The sequence below is a fragment of the Wenjunlia tyrosinilytica genome (assembly GCF_014646055.1).
In the GTDB taxonomy this organism is placed as follows: Bacteria; Actinomycetota; Actinomycetes; order Streptomycetales; family Streptomycetaceae; genus Wenjunlia; species Wenjunlia tyrosinilytica.
On the sequence record NZ_BMMS01000024.1, the window covers coordinates 65,724 to 86,684 of the forward strand.

15 protein-coding genes, 1 tRNA gene and 1 pseudogene are annotated in these 20,961 nt (G+C 71.9%); 6 read left to right on the forward strand and 11 right to left on the reverse strand.

Annotated features, from left to right (window positions below):
- Positions 1 to 84: 84 nt before the first annotated feature.
- Together IEY86_RS25180 and IEY86_RS25185 are read left to right on the forward strand one after the other, a co-directional pair.
- Positions 85 to 891, forward strand: a complete 807-nt coding sequence (locus tag IEY86_RS25180; RefSeq protein ID WP_189134123.1) for a TNT domain-containing protein — start codon at positions 85 to 87, stop codon at positions 889 to 891.
- Between the two features lie 45 nt (positions 892 to 936).
- Entirely contained in the window at positions 937 to 1,308 is a 372-nt protein-coding gene (locus tag IEY86_RS25185) for a hypothetical protein (RefSeq protein ID WP_189134124.1), read from the forward strand.
- A gap of 584 nt (positions 1,309 to 1,892) precedes the next feature.
- Here IEY86_RS25185 and IEY86_RS25190 read toward each other — a convergent pair.
- Both IEY86_RS25190 and IEY86_RS25195 read right to left on the reverse strand, forming a co-directional pair.
- A pseudogene (locus IEY86_RS25190) lies at positions 1,893 to 2,191 on the reverse strand (Scr1 family TA system antitoxin-like transcriptional regulator); the annotation flags it as partial.
- Positions 2,192 to 2,646: 455 nt separating this feature from the next.
- Positions 2,647 to 2,734: transfer RNA gene (locus IEY86_RS25195), tRNA-Leu, on the reverse strand.
- A 129-nt stretch (positions 2,735 to 2,863) separates the two neighbouring features.
- On the opposite strand from IEY86_RS25195, the gene IEY86_RS25200 reads away from it, so the two are divergent.
- A complete protein-coding gene (locus tag IEY86_RS25200) occupies positions 2,864 to 4,195 on the forward strand; it encodes a DUF2254 domain-containing protein (RefSeq protein WP_189134125.1) in 1,332 nt (443 codons plus the stop codon).
- A 313-nt stretch (positions 4,196 to 4,508) separates the two neighbouring features.
- Complete coding sequence (locus IEY86_RS25205) at positions 4,509 to 6,332, forward strand: AMP-dependent synthetase/ligase (protein ID WP_189134126.1); 1,824 nt, start codon at positions 4,509 to 4,511, stop codon at positions 6,330 to 6,332.
- A gap of 153 nt (positions 6,333 to 6,485) precedes the next feature.
- Here IEY86_RS25205 and IEY86_RS25210 read toward each other — a convergent pair whose 3' ends face one another.
- From IEY86_RS25210 to IEY86_RS25235, 6 genes are all read right to left on the reverse strand, one after another.
- Entirely contained in the window at positions 6,486 to 6,977 is a 492-nt protein-coding gene (locus IEY86_RS25210) for an AMIN-like domain-containing (lipo)protein (protein WP_189134127.1), read from the reverse strand.
- A 163-nt stretch (positions 6,978 to 7,140) separates the two neighbouring features.
- On the reverse strand, positions 7,141 to 8,904 hold the full coding sequence (gene araD, locus IEY86_RS25215; RefSeq protein ID WP_189134128.1) for an L-arabinonate dehydratase: 1,764 nt from the start codon (positions 8,902 to 8,904) through the stop codon (positions 7,141 to 7,143).
- Positions 8,901 to 9,809: a dihydrodipicolinate synthase family protein gene (locus IEY86_RS25220; protein WP_189134129.1), complete on the reverse strand. Its 909-nt coding sequence runs from the start codon at positions 9,807 to 9,809 to the stop codon at positions 8,901 to 8,903. Before IEY86_RS25220 ends, araD begins: the two co-directional genes overlap by 4 nt.
- A complete protein-coding gene (locus tag IEY86_RS25225; protein WP_189134130.1) occupies positions 9,806 to 10,579 on the reverse strand; it encodes a GntR family transcriptional regulator in 774 nt (257 codons plus the stop codon). Before IEY86_RS25225 ends, IEY86_RS25220 begins: the two co-directional genes overlap by 4 nt.
- Before the next feature lie 107 nt (positions 10,580 to 10,686).
- On the reverse strand, positions 10,687 to 11,697 hold the full coding sequence (locus IEY86_RS25230; RefSeq protein WP_229698736.1) for a LacI family DNA-binding transcriptional regulator: 1,011 nt from the start codon (positions 11,695 to 11,697) through the stop codon (positions 10,687 to 10,689).
- Positions 11,698 to 11,762: 65 nt separating this feature from the next.
- Positions 11,763 to 13,847 carry a phage holin family protein gene (locus IEY86_RS25235; RefSeq protein WP_229698737.1) on the reverse strand — a complete coding sequence of 695 codons (2,085 nt, stop codon included), beginning with the start codon at positions 13,845 to 13,847 and terminating at the stop codon, positions 11,763 to 11,765.
- 340 nt (positions 13,848 to 14,187) lie between these two features.
- Here IEY86_RS25235 and IEY86_RS25240 point away from each other — a divergent pair, with 340 nt between their 5' ends.
- Positions 14,188 to 14,976 carry an MBL fold metallo-hydrolase gene (locus IEY86_RS25240; RefSeq protein WP_189134132.1) on the forward strand — a complete coding sequence of 263 codons (789 nt, stop codon included), beginning with the start codon at positions 14,188 to 14,190 and terminating at the stop codon, positions 14,974 to 14,976.
- Between the two features lie 5 nt (positions 14,977 to 14,981).
- A complete protein-coding gene (locus IEY86_RS25245; protein WP_189134193.1) occupies positions 14,982 to 15,584 on the forward strand; it encodes a DedA family protein in 603 nt (200 codons plus the stop codon).
- 256 nt (positions 15,585 to 15,840) lie between these two features.
- Here the strand turns inward: IEY86_RS25245 and IEY86_RS25250 are convergent, their stop codons facing one another.
- The 3 genes from IEY86_RS25250 to IEY86_RS25260 form a co-directional block, all read right to left on the reverse strand.
- Complete coding sequence (locus IEY86_RS25250; RefSeq protein WP_189134133.1) at positions 15,841 to 16,839, reverse strand: MBL fold metallo-hydrolase; 999 nt, start codon at positions 16,837 to 16,839, stop codon at positions 15,841 to 15,843.
- 146 nt (positions 16,840 to 16,985) lie between these two features.
- Positions 16,986 to 18,236, reverse strand: a complete 1,251-nt coding sequence (locus IEY86_RS25255) for an aminotransferase class I/II-fold pyridoxal phosphate-dependent enzyme (RefSeq protein WP_189134134.1) — start codon at positions 18,234 to 18,236, stop codon at positions 16,986 to 16,988.
- Positions 18,237 to 18,743: 507 nt separating this feature from the next.
- Complete coding sequence (locus IEY86_RS25260) at positions 18,744 to 20,876, reverse strand: DUF5107 domain-containing protein (RefSeq protein WP_189134135.1); 2,133 nt, start codon at positions 20,874 to 20,876, stop codon at positions 18,744 to 18,746.
- Positions 20,877 to 20,961: the final 85 nt, after the last annotated feature.

Below are 20,961 nucleotides of genomic sequence, written 5' to 3' on the forward strand. Positions count from 1 at the left end.
TCGGCCCCGGGATACCCATGGGCCGGCCTTTCCGCGACACCCGGTGCGCCGCAGCCGTGCCCGGGACCCCCTGGAAGGAGTTCCATGCGCCCGATGCGATGGTGGGCGACCTCGGTCGCCGCCGTGGGCCTGATCGGCTTCCTGCTCACCGGCTCCCCCGCCGTGGCCGACTCCGGCGCGGTGCACTCCGGAGCCACCGCTACCGCCCTCACGGCGCCGGCCGGGCCGGAAGGGAGCGACGACTCCGCGAGCCCGAGAGCCTCCGCGGCAGGCAGACCGGCACCCCCGGCACATACCGGAAGCCTCTCCTGCCTGGGCCTCGTACCCCCGCCGTACGCGTACCCCCAGCACTCGCCCTACCTGTGCGCCGACTGGCGGCTCGGCCCCACGCGCCTGCCCACCACCGGCGTGCTCGGAGGCATCCTCAGCGGCTACAACCGGCTCGGCGGCCTCACACCCGTAGAGTTCCTGAACAAGTGGTGGAACCCCGCACTGGACGCGGGCAGGGGCGACTGGCGCTACCCGCCGGACCGGGGTTTCGCGCGTGACTCCCAAGGCAACCTGATCGTGTCGCAGGTGGTCCTGCACCCCGGTCAGAAGATCGACAGGTTCGGCGACGAGGCGGGCACCTTCCTGGCCCCGGCCGGCACCAAGTACGGCCAGCGCTCCATCCCGCCGTCCAACCTCGACACCACCGACCCGCGGTACCCCTTCAACTACCACGTCTACAGGGTGCTCAAGGACTTCAAGGTCGACGCCGGCCCGGCGGCACCGGCGTTCGAGCAGCCGGGTGAGGGCATCCAGTACGTGCTGACCAACGCGGACTTCCCGGACGACTTCGTCAATGTGAGGTTCCTGGTGCTGAACGGGTACCTGGCACGACTGAACTAGCCCGACTGAACCAGACAGGCGCCGGACAGGCGGGCAGGGGCCGACATGGACCGGTACGAACTGCACAACGCCCTACGGGCCGCCGGTGTCGGGGCCGGCCGCTACGAGATCGAGGGCCTGAGCTCGGGACCGCACCCGGTCGACCACTACTTCCTGGCCGAACGCCCCGACGGCTGGGTGGTGGGCGTCCACGAACGCGGCCGCCGCGAAGTGATCAAGCGGTTCCCCACCGAGGACGGGGCCTGCCGCTACCTCTACACGGCCCTCACGGACGAAGGCCCACCACCCACCCCCCTCACCCCGGAGGAAACGGAGGAGCTGATCAGGAACAGCGACGCCATCCAGCGGCAGGCCAGAGAGCAAGTGAACCGCGCCCTCAAGGCCAAGCGGGAGCGGAACCCGGGCACGGAGCCCTGACACCCTCCCCGGAAGGTCACCCGGTACCCGAAGCGCCGTCGTGGAGACCTGGAGGAAGCTCCTGCCCGGCCCTGCAACTGCTGAGCCACGTAGAACGACGACACGGGGATGCGCGGGAGCAGCGACTCGATCAGGCCGCTCTGCTGGACGTCCGGCCCGAGGCATGGGCCGCGTTCGTCTCCCTCGCGGCAGAGCAGGACCCCGCGACCATATGACCCTCCGGCGTTGCCCCGTTGTCAACTGACAGCGGGGGCGCTCATGTCCGGGGTTCGCTCCGCAGGTGGCGGCCACTCGCCACGGCCAATCGCGGCATGCGGTCGAGCGGAGAAGTGGGCATGCGATTTGCGCATTGGGTGGAGGCGGTGCGGGTGATCAGTCGGCGAGCCTCCTCGTCCCGCCCCGCCGTCGGGTCGTCCGGGCCTCGACTCGGGCACCAGCCCATTAGCTGGCTGACCTGCGGAAACACGCCCTCTCGGCGCCGAGGCTGCGAGGGTCGGTCATGCTCACCTGCTGTTTCTGCCGGTTCCACGCCGCTGTTGGCCATGCGTTGGCCACGTGGCCAACCGTTCGAGAACCGCGCTCGCTCAGTCCAGGGATGCCAAGGCACCCGCCATCAGAGAACGTGCCGCAGCTCCCCGCGCGGCCCCCTGAGAGAGTCGGTCAAAGGCTCGGGCGTACAGCTCGACATGGCTGGGCTGCGTGAGGGTGGCGGCAGCGTCCAGCGTGTCCGCGTGCACTCTGGTGTCGTCGAAGATCGTGAACGTGGGCATGGGCCACATGGTCCGTTGCGTCGAAATGGGACGATGCCCACAGCGACGTTCTGGAGATCCATAACCCCGAGGAGATGGCCAAGCTGCGCCGCCATCGTCTCGACGCCGCAGAGCGGACATGAGTGCGTCGGCGAACGTCTTGACCATCGCGCGCAGCAGATCGGGACTCGCCGAAGCGAGGTTGTCTTGGCGAGGGCGTGCAGGGGCACACTGTCGGGTGCGGTCATCGTGCGGATCTCCTTCGAGCTTCGACATCTCGAAGATCAGCCGGTGGCCGTTCTTGTATCCGGACACTCACTCCGACGCCGGGGCGAACGCCCGGATCAGGTGGGAGCCCGTACACCACTTCTCAGGACGCAACCCGGCCAGCACCACTCGCCCGGCTAGACCATGACCCGCTACGGCCACTCTCGTAGGGACGGAGCGCGCCGCCTGGCCACTGCCAGGGCCAGCCGACTCACCCTGTCATCCCTGGTCCGACCTGGGGTTTCACTGCGCCGTTGGTCACGTGGTTGGTCACGCCACTGCCCAGAAAAGCAGAAAACCCCAGGTGAACTGGGGTCCCAGCTGGTGTCCGAGGGGGGACTTGAACCCCCACGCCCGATAAAGGGCACTAGCACCTCAAGCTAGCGCGTCTGCCATTCCGCCACCCGGACCGGGTCGCACCGCGGAGCCCGCGGCGACATGGACAACAATACCAAGGATCCGGGGTGGCTCTCACCTGCGTATCCGGGGAGCCGGCGGCTCCGTGCGGCGGGTCATGGGGCATGCACGTAAAGTGAAGTATGTCCCGGAATGAGTCATGGGAAGCGGGCGGAGCGAGGCGGCGGCCTCGGGCGTTGTCGCCGCTGCGGGAGCGGCTTCGCGACTCGTTCTGGTTCGCGCCCGTGGCCGGAATGGCGCTGGCCGCGGTCTTCGCCGCGGTGTGCACCGGGGCCGACGCGGCCGTCGTCACATGGCTGCAGGACCGGGGCGAGTACCAGCTGATCAGGGACCTCGCCAACTGGGGGCACGCCGGGAAGGCGATCATCAGCACGGTCAGCACCGCGATGCTGACCTTCATCGGTGTGGTCTTCTCCATCTCGCTCGTCGCCCTCCAGATGGCCGCCAGCCAGATGAGCCCCCGCGTCGTCCGGCTCTATGTGCGAAGCCGCATCACCAAGGCGACGTTCTCGGTGTTCCTGGCGACGTTCGTGTTCGCGCTGCTGGCGCAGACGGCCTACGAGGGCGAGACCGACCCGCGCCGGATCAGCTCGGTGACCGTCTTCTCCGGGCTCGGCGCCCTCGTGCTCGTACTGGGCAGCCTGGTGCTGTTCGTCGGCTATGTGCACTCCACGCTGCGGCTGATGAGGGTGACGTTCGTGATCGACCGGGTGACACGGGAGTCGTTCTCCGTGCTCGCCGAGCACATCGTGCAAGGGACGACGCAGACACCGGCCGAGCTGCCGGATCCGGTCGGGGAGATCGTGCACACCGGGGCGGCCGGGGTGCTGCGCAGCGTTGATGTGGCGCGGCTGACCCGGGTGGCCAGGAGGTACGGGACGGTGCTGCGCCTCGTCCCGAGGATCGGTGACTTCATCGTGCCGGGGACGCCGGTGCTCACCGCGCACGGAGGGCGGCTGCCGAAGGGGCACCGGCTCGGGTCCGCGCTGAACGTCGGGGTGGAGCGCACCTTCCACCAGGACCTGGGGTTCGGGCTGCGCCAGCTGTCCGACATCGCCCTGCGCGCCCTCTCCCCCGCCGTCAACGATCCGACGACGGCCGTGCAGGCGCTGGACCGCATTCACCAGTTCCTGGCCGCGCTGGCCGTGCGGCCGCTGGGCGAGGTGGACCACCGGGACAGGTCGGGGGCGCTGCGGCTGGTGCAGCCGCTGCCCGGCTGGGCGGACCTGGTGGACCTGGGGCTGACCGAAATCCGGCATGCCGGGGCGTCCCAGCCCCAGGTGACCCGGCGGCTGGCCGCGGCGCTGGAGGATCTGCTGCGGATCACCCCCGAGGGGCGGCGGGGCCCGCTGCTGCACCACCGGGAGCGGCTGGAGAGCGCGGTGGCGCGAGAGACGGCGGACGAGGCCGATCGGGTGTTCGCGCTGGTGGCCGACCGCCAGGGAATCGGATGAAAGAATTGGTTACCTGCGGTAACCAATTGCGACGCAGCAGTGGGCACGGCGAGAAGATTTGGTGCAGGGATACCGGGCAGGTACGGACCACGTCCAGCCGCAAATCGGCCAACTACCCCCAGGCGAAGCCCAGAACACATGCTGACCTGCGCTCATGCGCGTTTTGTCCTGCTGCGTCGACCCCTCGCCGTACAGTGGCGGATCGGGTAGCTTACGGCCCCGTCCGGCTCAGGGCAGGGCGATCCCCTTGAAGGAGCAGCTCGAGGAGACGAGCCGACTTCTCGGCCGCGTTCGGCCGGATGAGGAGCAAGTCTTGCGCGAGATCACCGTTGCGCCCATGGCGACGGCACCGCCGGTGGGTGGTCTGGCGGATGCCGTGTTCGACAACGCCGACCAGTGGCCCGACACCGTTGTCCTCGGACGGAAGACCGGCGGGCGGTGGCAGGACGTGACCGCCGCGCAGTTCCGCGACCAGGTGCTGGCCCTCGCGAAGGGTCTGCTCGCGCAGGGCATCCGGTTCGGCGACCGGGTGGCGATCATGGCGCGCACCCGGCTGGAGTGGACGCTCTTCGACTTCGCCCTGTGGACCGTGGGCGCCCAGTCGGTACCGGTCTACCCCACCTCCTCCTCCGAGCAGGTCCGCTGGATCCTGCGGGACGCCGGCGCGGTGGCCTGCGTGGTGGAGCACGAGGACCACGCCATGACGGTCGGCGCCGCGGTCGACTCCCTGCCCGAGCTGAACCTGATGTGGCAGCTGGACGCGGGCGCGGTCGACGAGCTCACCGCGGCCGGGCAGGACGTCGCCGAGGACGTGGTGCACCGGCACCGGCGCGCGGTCACCCCGGACGCCGTGGCCACGCTCATCTACACCTCCGGCACCACGGGCCGGCCCAAGGGCTGCGTGCTCACCCACGCCAACTTCATGGCCGAGTGCGACAACGTCGTGGAGCGTATGCACCCGGTCTTCAAGTCCAAGAACGACAGCCGGCCCTCCACGCTGCTTTTCCTCCCCCTCTCCCATGTCTTCGGCCGGATGGTCGAGGTCGCCGCCGTCCGCGCCCGAGTGCGCCTGGGCCACCAGCCGAGCATGGCCGCCGCCGAGCTGCTGCCGGACCTCGCCGCCTTCCGGCCGACGTTCGTGCTGGCGGTGCCGTATGTGTTCGAGAAGGTGTTCCACGGCGCCCGCCGAAAGGCGGAGGCGTCGGGCAGGCTCGCCACGTTCGACAAGGCCGTCGAGGTGGCGGTCAAGTACGCCGAGGCCCGCGAGGCGAAGGCCTTCGGCACCGGCCCCGGTCCCGGCGCGAGCCTGCGGATGCAGCACCAGCTCTACGACAAGCTCGTCTACGGCAAGGTCCGCGAGGCGCTGGGCGGCCGGGTGCGGCACGCGGTCTCCGGGGGCTCGGCGATGGAACGCCGCCTCGGCCTGTTCTTCGACGGCGCCGGAGTGACGATCTACGAGGGCTACGGCCTGACGGAGTGCAGCGCCGCAGCCACCGCGAACCCTCCCGAGCAGACGAGGTTCGGCACGGTGGGCAAGCCCATCCCCGGCACGACCGTGCACATCGCCGAGGACGGCGAGGTGTGGATAGGCGGCGGCCAGGTCTTCGCCGGCTACCACAACGACCCGGAGGCCACCCGCAGCGTCCTGCGTGACGGCTGGCTGGCCACCGGTGACATCGGCGCTCTGGACGAGGACGGCTACCTGACGATCACCGGCCGCAAGAAGGAGATCATCGTCACCGCGGGCGGCAAGAGCGTCTCCCCCGTCCTGCTGGAGGAGCGGGTGCGGGCCCATCCGCTGGTGGGCCAGTGCATCGTCGTCGGCAACGACAGGCCGTTCGTCGCGGCCCTGGTGACGCTCGACCAGGACGCTATCCCGCACTGGCTGGCCATGCGCGGCAAACCGGCCATCAGCCTGCAGGAGATCGTGCGCGACCCCGATCTGGAGGCGGAGATCCGGCGCGCGGTGGTGGCGGCGAACACGCTGGTGTCGCAGGCGGAGTCGATCCGCACCTTCCGGATCCTGTCGGCCTCGTTCACGGAGGAGGCCGGGCTGCTCACACCTTCGCTGAAGCTGAAGCGGCGGGCCGTGGAGAACACGTACGCCGCCGAGATCGAGGCGCTCTACGAGCCTTGATGGTCGTCCCCGCGGTGGGCGAGGTGCCGCCGGCCCGCTCCCGCGGGGCGGCGGCACCGTCGTCTCGAGGCTTCTCTGGGGGCGATGCGATGCTGTGTGGGCGTCGTCTCTGCGGACGCTGCCTCAGTGGACGCTGCCTCTGTGGGCGGTGCCTCAGTGGGCGATGTCGACCACGACCCGCTCGGGGTGGTGCAGCTTGAACGTGGTCCAGTACGGCTTGGTCTTGAACGCGAGGCCGAAGGTGACGACTCCCTCGAAGTCGCCGGTGAAGGCCATCCCCTTGAGCTTCGGGAAGTTCAGCTTCTTGAGCTTGGGGCCCTTGTAGACCGACTGCCCGGCGTCGTTGTGGGCCGCCGCCGGTGAGAGCTTGATCTCCAGGAAGTACTTCCCGGGCAGCGGCACCTTGTTCCCGGAGCCGTCGTAGCGCAGTTCCTTGACGCGCTTGACCGTCGTGGGCGGAATCTTGCCCTTGACGTCGATGACGAAGCGGTCGAAGGAGCCGTGCGCCGCCGCCCTGGCGTTGACCACGAGGGCGGTCTCGGGCGGTGCCTGCGTCTGTGCGTAGGCCGGTGCCGAGGCGAGTGCCCCGGAGGTGAGAAGGATGCTCGCGGCGGCTGCGGCCGCGAGGCGCCTGCTGTGGTTCATGCCGTCCCCCCGATTTCTGATGAGATGGGGACAAAGGATTGTCTGTTAAGACATCCGGAGATGCCGTCCGGTTGCAGAAATCAGCCAGGGAACATGTGCGACTTTGCGCCGCCACCGGCCGCTGTACGCCGCCGTACGCCGCCGGGGTCTTCCGCTACGGCGCTCAGCGCGGGTTCGGCTCCGGATCGCGGCCGGGGCGGGAGAGGAAGGCGAAGTCGCAGCCGGTGTCGGCCTGGGTGATGTGCTCGGCGTACAGCGCGCCGTAGTCGCGGTCGAAATGGGGGCTCGGCGGCTTCCACGCGGCCCGGCGGCGGGCGAGCTCGGTGTCGTCCACACGCAGGGTGAGGCGGCGGGCGGCCACGTCGAGCGTGATGCGGTCGCCGTCGCGGACGAGGGAGAGCGGGCCGCCGACATGGGACTCCGGGGCCACGTGGAGCACACAGGTGCCATAGCTGGTGCCGCTCATCCGGGCGTCGGAGACGCGCACCATGTCGCGCACCCCCCGCTCGAGCAGGTGGGCGGGGATGGGGAGCATGCCGTACTCGGGCATCCCGGGGCCGCCCACAGGTCCGGCTCCCCGCAGCACGAGGACGGTGTCGGCCGTGATGCCGAGGGCCGGATCGTCGACGACGGCCTGCATGTGCTCGTAGCCGTCGAAGACGACGGCGGGGCCGGTGTGCCCGAGCAGGGCGGGGTCGGCGGCGATGGGTTTGATGACGGCGCCGTCGGGGGCGAGGTTGCCGTGCAGGACGGCAAGGCCGCCTTCGGGCGAGAGCGGGTCGGCCAGTGGCCGGATGACGTCCTCGTCGTGGCTGGCCGCCCCGGCGATCTGCTCTCCCAGAGTCGCACCGGACACCGTGGGCCGGTCGGTGTGGAGCAGGCCGCCGAGCTGGGCGAGCAGCGCAGGCAGCCCGCCCGCGCGGTGGAAGTCCTCCATGAGGTGGGCACCACCCGGCCGGACGTTGGCGAGGACGGGGGTGCGCCGGGCCACGGCGTCGAAGTCGTCCAGTGACAGCTCGACCCCGCAGCGCCCGGCCATGGCGACGAGGTGGATGACGGCGTTGGTGGAGCCGCCGAGGGCCAGGACGGTGGTCACGGCGTCGAGGAACGCCTCACGGGTGAGGATGTCGGTGACCTTGGTGTCCCGCCACACCAGTTCGACGGCGCGGCGGCCGCTGTCGGCCGCCATGCGGTGGTGTCCCGAGTCGACCGCGGGTATCGAGGAGGCACCGGGGAGTGTCACGCCGAGCGCCTCGGCGGCGGCGGTCATCGTCGAGGCGGTGCCCATGGTCATGCAGTGCCCGGGCGAGCGGGCGAGACCGCATTCCAGCTCGGCCAGTTCGCACTCGCCGATGAGTCCGGCGCGTTTGTCGTCCCAGTACTTCCACAGGTCGGTGCCGCTGCCGAGGGTGGTGCCGCGCCAATGGCCGCGCAGCATGGGTCCGGCGGGGACGAACACCGCGGGCAGTCCCGCGCTGGCCGCTCCCATGAGGAGGGCGGGAGTGGTCTTGTCGCAGCCGCCCATGAGCACCGCGCCGTCCACCGGGTACGAGCGCAGCAGTTCCTCGGTCTCCATGGCGAGGAGGTTGCGGTAGAGCATGGGAGTGGGCTTCTGGAAGGTCTCGGAGAGGGTGGCGACGGGGAATTCGAGGGGGAAGCCGCCTGCCTGCCAGACCCCGCGCTTGACCTGTTCGGCCCGCTCGCGCAGATGCATGTGGCAGGGGTTGATGTCGCTCCAGGTGTTGAGGATCGCGATGACGGGCCTGCCCGCGTGCTCCTCGGGGCCGTAGCCGAGCTGACGCACTCGGGAGCGGTGGCTGAAGGCTCGCAGATGGTCCCCGCTGAACCACCGGGCGCTGCGGAGCTGTTCGGGGGCCAGGGTCGCCCCTTCGGGAGTCCTGGGCGACCGTTCGGGAGTGCGGGTCATCCGTGTCCCCAGCCCGCGAGCGCGTTCGCCACGGCTTCGCGGCCGCTCGGCGGCAGGGGGCTGCTCGGTGGGCGGATGTCCCTTCGGCACAGGCCCAGTTGGGCCAGCGCCTCCTTGACCACGGTGACGTTGTCGGCGGACTCGTCGGCGGCGCGCAGTTCCTCGAAGGCGCGGACGCGCTCCCACACCTTCATGGCTCCGGCGTAGTCGCCCTCACGCAGGGCGGCGAGCATGGCCAGGGAGATCCCGGGAGCGACATTGGCCAGGCCCGAGGTGAAGCCGGAGGCTCCGGCCGCCCAGTATCCGGGCGCGTGCAGCTCGGCGAGTCCGGCGATCCATACGAAGCGGTCGAACCCGGCGTCGCGTGCCACGGCCGCGAAGTGCACCGGGTTGGGCACGGAGAACTTCACCGCGACGACGTTGGGGCACAACTCTCCGAGGCGGGCGAGCTGTTCTCCGCGCACGCGGGGGCTGCGCAGGTAGGGGACGACGCCGAGTCCCGGGACGGACGCGGCGATCTCCCGGTGGTACTCCACCCATCCGTCGAGCGAGACATGGGGGTGAACGGGCTGGTGGACCATGATGAGCCCGGCTCCCGCCTCCTGGGCCTGGCGGGCGTCCTCCACGGCCGTCGCCGCGTCGTGGCCGACACCCGCGAGCACCAGGGCGTCCGATCCCGCCTCGGCGACGGCGTCCTCCACCGCCGTGTGCCGCTCGGCCTGCGTCAGGGCGTAGAACTCACCGGTGTTGCCATTGGGCGTGACCACCGTGATACCGCCGTCGAGCAGGCGGCGGATCAGCGCCCGGTACGTGGAGCGGTCCACGGTTCCGCATCCGTGGAAGGGGGTCACGGGGATCGCCACCACGTCGGCGAGCGCCGTCCGCAGGTCGGCCGTCGTCGTCACTGCTCCGTCCCTTCCGCGCGCTCATGGCTGCGCCGATCCCCGCCGTCCTCCCAGCCGCGGCTGTGCTGGTCCCGGCTGTCCCTATCCCGGCTGTCCTGGTCCCGGCTGTCCTGGTCCCGGCTGTCCTGGTCCTGGGGGAAGGTGCGGCTGACGAACCCCGCGATGTGCTCACGCATCAGCGCCGACGCCTCCTGCGGGTCCCCGGCCTGCGCGGCCTCGAGGATGGACCGGTGCTCGGCGGCCTCGAGCTCCCACGAGGGCATCGACTTCCAGGCGGCGACGGAGACGAGCGCGGTCTGGTCGCGCAGATCGTCCAGGACGCGGGTGAGCAGGGGGTTGCCGCAGGGGGCGTAGAGGGCTCGGTGGAACTCCCGGTTGGCCAGGCTCCGGGTCACGGCGTCGTCGGCGCGCTCCGCTCGGCCGAGCGCTTCGGAGGCGCGGTCGGTGGACGCGCCCAGTTCCACCGACCGGTACACCGCCTCGGGTTCGAGGAGGAGGCGGACATCGCTGACGGCGTGAGCCATGGCGGCGTCGACCGGGCGGACGGAGGCGCCCTTGTACTGGCTCATCTCGACCAGTCCGGCACCCGCCAGCGTCTTGAGCGCCTCGCGCACCGGCGTCTTGGAGACACCGAGCATGTGGGCCAGTTCGGTCTCGACGAGGGGCTGCCCCGGCTTGAGCTCTCCGGTGAGGATGGCGCGCTTGACGGCCTCGAGGACGAGTTCGGTGCGGGAGGGGACGGCGACGGTGGTCGCGTTGAGAACGTTCATCACAGATCCCCACATCGCATACGGCATCTCATATATGATGCTCCCGAACCTACTCCTTCGCCGCGCCTCCCGTAAGGGAGCGGGAATCGCCGTCATGACGCCGCTCGTCATGATGTGCGCGTCCCCGGCTCCTGGCGCACGGGACCGGTGGAGCGGCGGACGATCAACTCGGTCTCCACCCGCACCTCTTCCACGGGCGGCGGCACCTCACCGGGCGCCAGCAGATCGAGCAGGAGGTCGGCTGAGCGCCGACCGACCTCCTCCAGCGGGATGCGGACCGATGTGAGCGGGGGGCTGGCCGCCCTGGCCAGCAGGGTGTCGTCCGCGCCGACAACGCTGATGTCCCCCGGCACCGACACCCGCCGTTCGTTGAGCCTGGAGACCACGCCGAGGGCGACGATGTCGTTGTGCGCCACAACGGCCGTGGCTCCGCTGGCGATCAGCGGATCGGCGGCCCGCACCCCGGAGCTGAAGAACGGCTCGTAGGGCCCGAACTCCGTGAGCGTCATCCCGAATTCCTCGCACGCCTCCCGCACGGCGAGGCTGCGCCGCTCGCTCGACCACGAGCCCCGCGCGCCGGCGATGTGCGCGCAGTGGCGGTGCCCGAGCGCGTAGAGGTGCTGGACCGCCTGCCACATGCCCTCGGTGCTCGGCACGAGGACGCAGGAGCGCCCGGCGAGCGGGCGGTTGACCAGGACCGTGGGGGTCCGCTCGGCGATGTCGTGCAGCTGTTCCTCGGACATGCGCGGGGAGACCAGCAGGAGCCCGTCCACCTGCTTGCCCATGGCGACGGCGAGATCGTACTCCTCCCTGGCGCGTTCGTCGGTGTCGGCCAGGAAGACCGCGTAGTCCTTGGTGCGGGCCCTGCTCTGGGCGGACTTGACGATGCGTCCGAAGAACAGGTTGGCGATGTCGGGAACGATGAGCGCGATGGAACGGCTCCTGCCCACGGCGAGCGAACGGGCGATCCGGTTCGGTGTGTAGCCCAGGCTCGCCGCCACCCCCAGGACCTTCAACCGGGTGTCGCCACGCACGAGTTCGGGGGTTGCGAAGCACCTCGACACGGTCGACGTGGACACCCCGGCCGCGGCGGCCACCTCTGCGATCGTGACGGCCAACGCGACTCCCTCGGTCAGAGGTGAATGCGGATGCCGGGAAGCGTTGCACCCGCTCCCAAGGAGCGTCAATCGGTGTCGCGCAAAGAGCTTGCCGAGAATTCGGGACTGGGCAGCAGCGCGGGACCGGAGGCGGCGGAGGGGATCTGCCGATTCATGGGAACGGTTTCAGCGCGGGCGCAGGGCCGCCGCGCGTCCTCGAGCCACCCCTTCAGCACCTGGTGCACGGCCTCCGCCCCCACCAGGCCGCCCGGGGGCAGCGGCAGTTCGACCGGATGCAGCAGGAACGGCCGCCCCTGCGCCCCGCCCAGACCGCCGTGCGAGCCGATCTGTTCCTCGAAGGCGTGCACCTCGCCGGTGCGGGGGTCGTAGGCCGAGTTGACCATCACATCGGCCACATGCGGGAACGAGTCGGTGCGCAGCACCGCCTCGGCGGCTCCGGGACCGAAGGGTGCCAGCGGGTCGTCGCCCTCCACCACACCGGTCGTGAGCTCGTGCTGTCCGGAGCCGCCGATCACCAGCGGCCCCCTTTCCTCGCTGCGCACCAGCACGAATCCGATGCCCGGATGCCCGGTCAGCGTCGCCAGGAGCTTGGGGAAGCGTTCCTGAAGTTCCTCGTACGTCGTCCGGTGCGGCACATCCGGGAAGGAGACCAGGCCCAGATTGCCCGAGGCCAGGACCACCGGATCACCGGCCGGCCGCTCGGGCGGCTCGCCCTCGGGGCGGCGCAGGGCGACTCGGGCCGCCGCCCTGGCCTCGGCGCCCCGCTCCGCCCGCTCGGCGCGATTGCGCCCCTTGCGGCTGATCTCCAGGCCGCAGCCGGTGCGCACCAGGTCGTCCAGGCTGAGACCGAACCTGCCGGTGAATGTCTCTCCCTGGCTCTGCCCGTGGTCGGACAGCAGGACGAAGCGGTAGGGGCGGGGCGCGTACTGGGCGGCGCCGGTGATAAGTTCCACGGCCTTGTCGAGCCTGCGCAGCACTTGGAGGGTCTCGGGCGACCGCACCCCGGAGTGGTGGGCCACCTCGTCGTAGGCGACCAGGTCGGCGTAGACGGCGGTCCGGCCGACGAGCATGTCCCCCATGACGGCGGCGACCACGACGTCCCGCTCGACGACGGTCGCGAAGGCGCGCACGAAGGGGTAGATCCCGCCCCTGGGCACGCGGGGCCGCTCGTCCCTGACGCGCCGGCGCAGTCCCTGCCCGATCTCCCGGAGGACCTCGGCGACGAAGGCGAGGAAGGTACGGGTGGCGTTGGCCGGGTCGGAGAAGTAGGCGAAGTACCCGGAGCGGCTGCGCCTGCCCGGCCGCCCGGAGACGCTGAGCACCAGCGCGTTCTGCTCGGCGCCGCCGCTGAAGAGGTTGCCGCGGCTGGCGCCGTCGTGCGCGAGCAGGCCGGGGCGGCCGTCGTGGCGGCGTTCGAGTTCGGCCGCGTTGGTGGGGCGGTTGCACACCATCAGACGGCCGGTGTCCTTGTCGTACCAGCGGAAGGCGGGGACGTCGTCGTTGGAGCCGTGCAGGATGGCGAGCTGGCTGGCACCGGTCTGGCTGCTCCAGTCGGTGCGCCATGGCACGAGGCGGTGGGTTCCGCCGGTCAGCAGCTTCTGCACGGTGGGCAGATGGCGGCCCTCGATGGCGGATTCGAGGATGTCGTGGCCGAGCCCGTCGAGCTGGAGGAAGACCGTTCCGGGCGCGACGTGGCCCTCGGCGTCCGGCTCGGGGACTCGCCTGTGCTTGCGCCGGCGCCCGGCGAGGCGGGCGAGGCGGCGGCGGTAGGCCTCCATGTCGTACACCGACAGCCAGGCGTTGGCGGCCGAGGACGCGGCGGAGAGCACGGCCGCGATGACCACGGCGGACTCGGCGCTGATCGTTCCGCGGTCCTGCGGGACCAGGCGCAGGGCGAGCAGGAGCACGGCCCCGTTGAGGAAGAAGACCAGCACACCGAGGACCAGGGCGGGCACGAGCAGGAGCGCCCGGACGATCAGCGGCCACACCAGGGCGCTGAGCAGCCCGAACGACGCCGCGGCCACCCCGGCGGTCATGGCTATCCGGGTCGGGCTGTCGCCGTCGGGGGACTGGATCCGGAAGTCGGGCAGAACCCCCGCGAGCACCGCGATGGCGGCCGTCACCACGGCCCAGACCGCGAGCACCCGCACCAGGGACCTCCCTGCCGCTCGCCACCGGTTCACTGTCGCCCGCCCTCTCGTGCCGCCCCGTGCTTCCACTGCCCCGCGCTTCCACTGCCCGTGCTTCCACTGCCCCGCGCTCGGCCTGCCCAGCGCTCGGCATGCGCCGCGCTCGCCCTGCCCCGGACTCGGCCTTCGCTGCCTCGCGCTTGCCCGGAGCCCCGGCCCGCCGGACCAGGTCCCGCGGGGTTCGTCCCGTCCAGTATCGGGATCAGCCTCACCGTCCGGCTCGGCCCACCCCTGACATAACCTCGTGCGTGGGCCCGCGGGTACCGGTCCCGACGGATGTCCGGGACGGATCAGGGGAGGGATGCGGGTGGCGACCATCACATGGTGGGGCCATGCCACCGTGACCGTGCAGGACAGCGGGGTGCGCGTCCTGACCGACCCGCTCTTCCCCCGGCGACTGGCCCACCTTCGCCGCAGGCGCGGGCCGGTGCCGCCGCCCGATGCCGCCCGCGCGGACCTCGCCGTCGTCTCCCATCTGCATGCCGACCATCTGCATGTGCCGTCGCTGGCGCGGCTCGCGCCCGGTACGCGGGTGCTGGTGCCGCACGGCGCGCTCAAGGTCGTGCCGGGGCTGCGCAGGCTGCGCTCGCGCGGGCTGGAGCTGACCGAGGTGCGCGTCGGCGACGAGGTGGCCATGGGCGCGCTGGTGGTACGCGCGGTCCCGGCGGCGCACGACGGCCGCCGCTGGCCCATGGGCCCTGCGGTGGCTCCGGCGCTGGGATATGTGGTGCACGGTGAGTCCACGACGTACTTCGCGGGCGACACCTCGCTGTACGAGGGGCTGGAGGCGGCCGTGGGACCGTGCGACACGGCGTTGCTCCCGGTCGGCGGCTGGGGGCCCAACCTCGGCCCCGGCCATCTGGACGCCCGGCGGGCGGCGCAGGCGCTGGACCGGATCGGGCCGGGGGCCGCGGTGCCCATCCACTTCGGCACCTTCTGGCCGATCGGGATGGACGCGGTGCGCCCGCACGAGTTCCACGCGCCGGGCACGGACTTCGTCCGGCACTCCGGTGAGCTGGCCCCGAAGGTGGCCGTGCATCTGCTGCGGCACGGGGAGAGCGTGAGTCTGAACGGGCGGGTGGAGCGGTGATCGCGATGCTCGCGGCGGCGGCCTCGGAGAGCGCGTCGGAGTCGGCCCAGCAGGCGGTGGGCTTCCCTTCGCTGTTCCTGTTGATCGTGCTCGGGTCGCTGATGCCGGTGGTGCCCACGGGTGCCCTGGTCAGTTCGGCGGCGGTGGTCGGCTTCCACCACAAGGCGCCGTTCACCTTGTTGCTCGTGTTCTGCGTGGCGGCCTTCGCGGCGTTCCTCGGGGATGTGGCGCTGTACTGGCTGGGGCGGCGCGGGGTGCGTTCGCGCAATGGCTCGCTGTGGCTGCGCGACCGTGCTCCCGAACAGCGTCTGGCCTCGGCCCAACGCGGCCTGGAACAGCACGGCATCGCGGTGCTGGTGGTGTCGCGGCTGGTGCCCGCGGGCCGGATACCGGTGATGCTGGCCTGCCTGCTGTCGCAGATGCACCTGCGGGTGTTCATCCGCGGGGACATACCCGCGTGCCTGGCATGGGCCGGGCTGTACCAGGCGATAGGCATCCTCGGCGGCTCGCTCTTCCCCGAGCCGTGGCAGGGGGTGGCGCTCGCGGTGGGCCTGACCGTCGCCATCAGCGCGGGCCCGAGCGCGTGGCGGCGGCTGAGGAGACCGTAGGCGCTCAACGGGGCTCAACGGGTCCGGGAGTACGGCGCGTTCGGGAGTACGGCGGTTCGGGAGTACGGCGCGTTCGGGAGTACGGCGGTTCGGGAGTACGGCGCGTTCGGGAATTGACGGCCAGGGAATTCGGCGGGCCCGAGAGTCCGACGGTCCTATGAGGTCGTCAGGGCCCGGGGCTCGGCTGCCCTGACGCTCAACTCAACTGCCCCCGACGCTGGGCGGCCCCCGACACTCGGCGGCCCCGGCGGCCGGCTCACCGTTCCGGGCGGTCCAGCCCGCGGGACTCCCCTATCGCCAGGTCCCACAGGTCCTCACGGGGGCGGCCGGCGGCCTCCCAGGCGGCGCGCACCCGGTGCAGCGGCTCGAGCACGGGTTCGGTGGAGAGCAGAAACGTGGCCCAGTGCATCGGCGCCATCCGCCGCGCCCCCACGTCGAGGCAGGCGCGCACGGCCTCCTCCGGATCGGTGTGGACCGTCCGCAGCGCCCAGCGCGGGGAGTAGGCGCCTATGGGCATCAACGCCAGGTCGACACCCGGATAGCGGTGGCCGATCTCCTTGAACCAGGGGCCGTACGCGGTGTCCCCCGCGAAGTACAGCCGCGCGCCCGCGGGTTCGGTGATGACCCAGCCACCCCACAGGGAGCGGCAGGTGTCGTTCAGGCCGCGCTTGCTCCAGTGGTGGGCGGGGACGAAGTCGAAGCGGACGCCGTCCAGTTCGACGCACTCCCACCAGTCGAGGTCGGTGACCACCGTGAACCCCTTGCGGCGGAACCACCTGCCGAGGCCCGCGGGCACGAACATCGGTGTCTCGCGGGGCAGTTGCTTGAGCGTGGGCAGGTCGAGATGGTCGTAGTGGTTGTGGCTGATCACCACCGCGTCGATACGGGGCAGTTGAGCCCACTCCACGCCGACCGGCGTGGCCCTGGCGGGGGTTCCGAGGATCTTGGTGGACCACACGGGGTCGGTCAGCACGGTGAGCCCTCCGGTGCGCACCACCCAACTGGCGTGGCCCGCCCAGGTGACCCAGGTCTGACCGGCGGACGCCTTCGGCAGCCCGGAGCGGTCGACCGGCAGAAGGGGCAGGTCGGCGAGCGCCTGTCCGCGCGGGCGCAGCCCACCCTCCTTCACCACCCTGACCATGTCCCGCAGCCGGGGCAGCGGGTCGGTGAGGCGGTCGGCGAACGACCTGGGCCACACCCGGGCCTCGCCGAGGGGGCGGGGCTTGGCGACAACGCGTTCGGTTTGCTCAGTCATGGCGGGCTCCGTTCGGGGGCGGGCCATTGGTAAAGGGAAAATGGCTGCTGCTGACCGGGGTTGGAGGCAAACGGACGGCGCAACTCCCCCAATCTTTATCCGTCAAGGAGAAGATCCGGGGGCGGACGGCCGCCTTCGACCGTATGTCATCCATCTGTGGGTTCGGTGAAGGCCTCGGCAAATCGGCTCAGTGCCTGCGCCACATGCGGGACCCGAAGGGGCGCCGGCGCGTTGAGCGCTTCCCAGCGCTCCTCGTCCGTGGCCCCGTAGAAACCACCGGTGGTGACGCGGAAGCGCAGAGCGGACGGGTCGTCGCCGAACCGGTGGCCGCCGCGCACAGCCACCGCGTGCCACTCGAGCAGTCGGCGCTCGAGGGACGCCGCGTCCCCGGCCCCGCGCTCGGCGAGCCGCGCCTTCACCGGCGCGAGGTCGGGGTAGAGGCAGAACCCGGCCTCGGGCGGGCGGCACAGCGCCCCCGCCTCCGATACGACGCGGCAGGCCTCGGCCGCCACCACGGCGTGCAGCCGGGCCGCGGCTTCCACGTAGGCGCGCAATGGGTCGGGCTCGGACAGCGCGTAGGCGGCCGCGTCCTCCACGGGGGCCGCGGGCGCCGCCCAGACGTGCTCGGCGATCTCGGTGGCGTCGCGCAGCAGGCGGTCGCCGATGGAGCCCTCGGGGAAGCGGGCGAAGCCGGTCCGCCAGCCACCCAGGTCCAAAGAGGAGCCGAGGCCGGAGAGCACCACCGTGCGCTCGGGCAGCATCTCGGCGGGGCTGACCACCACGGTGTCGCAGTGGTGGGCCAGATCGCGGCGGCTCTCGTCGGCGACGACGACGAGGTCGAGGTCGCGGGATGCCTCGCAGATCTCATGGAGGAGTTCGGGCGGGACGACGGTGCCGGTGGGGTCGTCGGGCACGGTCAGCACGAGCACACGGGGGTTCCCGCCTCCCGAGCGCGCCCGGCGCACGGTCTCCAGCAGGGCGAACGGGTCGGGGACTCCCCCGCACTCGGCGGGGGCGGGGACGCGGTGGACCCGGCGGCCCAGCAGCGCCGCCTGGCCCGCCGCGACATGGCGGCAGGGCCTGGTCAGCAGGACATCGCCCTCGACGGCGGCGAGGACGGCGAACAGCAGTGGCTCGATCCCCGGGCCGAAGACGACGCGGTCGGGCGCGGTGTGCAGACCCCTGCGGGCGAACCATCCGCAGGCGGCGGTGCGCACGGGTTCGCCTCCGGCGGCGGGGCCGACGCTGGTGAGGTGGGCGGCGCCGCCGAGCCGTGCGGTCAGTTCGGGGTGGGCAGGCAGCCCCGCCTCGTCGGAGGCAAGGTCGAGCAGGGCAGGCCGGGCGGGCGAACCGCCCGGTGTCCGCGACGAACCGCGGTCGGGTGCGGGGTGCTGCATTCCCCCACCGTGTCAGGGCACCCCGGAATTACGAAAGCCGACACGGTCAGCACCCGGGCACCACTCGACCAGCGTGTGTCCGGCACCCGCTTTCGGGGCGGCCGGACCCATGGCCGCCCCCTCCGACAACCGACCGCACACCGCGGCCGAACCACCCCACCCAGCCACCCGACCCATCCGCGGCACAAGCCGATTCCAGCACCCAACCACCGCCCGACCCACTCCGAAGCAGCCGAACCCTTCGCCGCCCCTCCGGCGGCCAGCCCTTCCGGTGGCCGGGCCACCCACCCAGCCACCCGACCGGCCTGCGGCGGGTCCCGCAGCGGCCCCGGTGCCGCCCGGCTGCCCGCCGCGGGCGCCGGATCGGCGCACCCATGCCGCCCGGCCCGCGGCGGGGCGCGTCGCGGCCGCGGCTCCTCGCAGCCGGACCGCCCGGCCACCCGGCCGGGCGGCGTCGGGCCGGGCGGCGGGCGTCGCGCCCGCGGCCACTCGGGCGCACGGCGCCCGTCAGCGCTCCTCTGCCCGTTCCGGCCTGTTCGGACGCATGCGGAAGTCGTAGCGGTGGGGAAGCGGGTGCTGGGCGCGGGCGCGTTCGCGGTCGGTGTCCGTGTCGGCGTCGGTGGCCGGGGTGTCCCCGGCGACCAGCCGTTCCACGATTGCGTCCCAGGTCTCCTCCAGTATCTCCTCGCCCTCTCTCAGGTCCTCCACCTCGAACCCCGCGTCGAAGACGGCCTTCGCCCCCGTCGCATTGCCCGAGGCGAGCAGGGTGCGGGCGTGCAGGAGCATGAAGCGGCCCCTGCGGCGCACTCCGTCGGGGAGTTGGTCGAGCACCGTCCGCGCGTCCTCCGCCCTGCCGACCTCCAGCAGGGCCTCCACCGCCTCACGGCCCAGCGCCGCCAGCGCCACCGCGGGCGGGCTGCCGGTCGGTGCGTGGTGCACCACCCGGTCGATCAGCCCGAAGGCGTCCAGAAGCCGCTGCGCCCCTCGGGCGCATTCGCCCGCGTCCAGGTCCGCCAGCGCCAGGCAGCGCAGGGCCCAGGGAGTCTGCCCCCGGTCCATCGACCGCTCCCAGGCGCGCACGGCCTGCGCCTTGTCGCCCGCGTGCCACGCCGCCACGCCCAGGTGGTACTCCGTACGCCACGAGGGGGCCGCGGTCTCCAGCATGTCCCGCCAGTGGCGCCCCACGAGCGAGGGTCCCGGCGGCTCCTCCACCCGTGCCTCGCGCATCCCCCCGACCTCCAGGAGGTCCCGCCAGGGCTGCTGGTCCGGGCCCACCGTGTCGGCGCCGAGTTCCACCGCTCCGAACGGCGTTCCCGGCAGGTCGTACTGACCCACCGCCACCTCGAGACCGCCCCATCCCGAGCCGACCGCGAGGACGTCCTTCGGCGGGCTGTCGGCGAACGGCAGCCACATGGCATGGGCGGCATCGACATCGGCGCGCGGCAGGACCTCCTCCAGCCGCCGTGCCACCGCGCCCCGCGCCGCCGCCCAGTCGTCGCCGTGCACGGCTGCCGGGTCGGCGCTCACCGGCCCGTACGCCTCGAGCCAGGAGAACTCCGAGGCCGCCTCCAGCGGCACATGCTCCAACTGCGTCCGGGCCAGGCCCGCCTGGATCTCCAGATAGCCGCCGGTGCCGGGCTCGGTCAGCCACTCCTGCCACCGCCGGCCGCCGCTGCCGCTTCCCCACAGGAAGCATTTGCGCCCGCGCAGGGTGTCGGTGGAGGTCTGCACCAGGCCGAAGCCGCTCTCGTCCACGGCGGCGATCCACCGCCGCTCACCGTCGGGCACGTCGTAGAAGTAGTCGGCGGCGTACTCGGCCCGGCTGGGACGGGTGCGGTCCAGCCCGTCCCACTGGGGGACGGGAACGCTCTTCAGGGAGCGTTCGTAGCCGAAGTGCCAGGCACGGTCTGCGGGGGCCAGGACGCGCGTGCCGGGGGTCTCGGGCACGGCGGTGTTGGACCACCAGTAGGTGGCGGCGTCGTGGGGGTGGGGGTTGCGGATGCGCACACCCACATGGAGGAACTCGGAGTCGGCGGGCAGCCACAGGTCGACTTGGAACGGCAGGTCGCGCAGCCGTTCCCACTCCCACAGCCGGAGCATCTCCCCTCCGTCGGGGGCCGTCAGCCGGGCGGCGTGCACGGGCGCGCAGGACAGCGCGGTGTGGCCGGTGGCACCGATGTTCCACTCGACGCCGCCGGAGAACCAGGCGCCGTTGAGGGCGAAGTTCGCGGGCTGGAGGACGGGATTGCGGTACAGGAGTTCGCGCTCGCCCTTGTTGGCGACGCCCGCCTGCGCGGCGTAGTGGTTCCGCTCGTGGGCCTGCCCGGAAGGCTTGTGCACCAGGGAGTACAGCCGCCCGCCGAGCTCCGGCAGCACGGTGGCGCGCAGCCGCTCGTTCTCGAGGACGAGGGCGGTCAGGCGCAGGGGCCCGCGTCCGCGACCGTAGGCGTCGAGCGTCCGGTACGGCAGAACGGATTCCACCGGGGCGAATCCGATCTGGCGCGCCATGTCCCGGGGCAGGCCGCCGCGGTTGTCGACCCGGTGCGCCTCACGGGGCGCGAGCAGCGGCGGCAGCGGGTTCTCCGGCCCGGGACGTACACCGGGGACGGTGATGGACGTACAACGCACGGTTGCAGGCAAGGCCACCTCGCTCGATCCGTTTGCGGCCGCACCCCGCCGGGCGGCCGCCCCACCATGGAACATCGCCAGGGGCCCGCCTGAACAG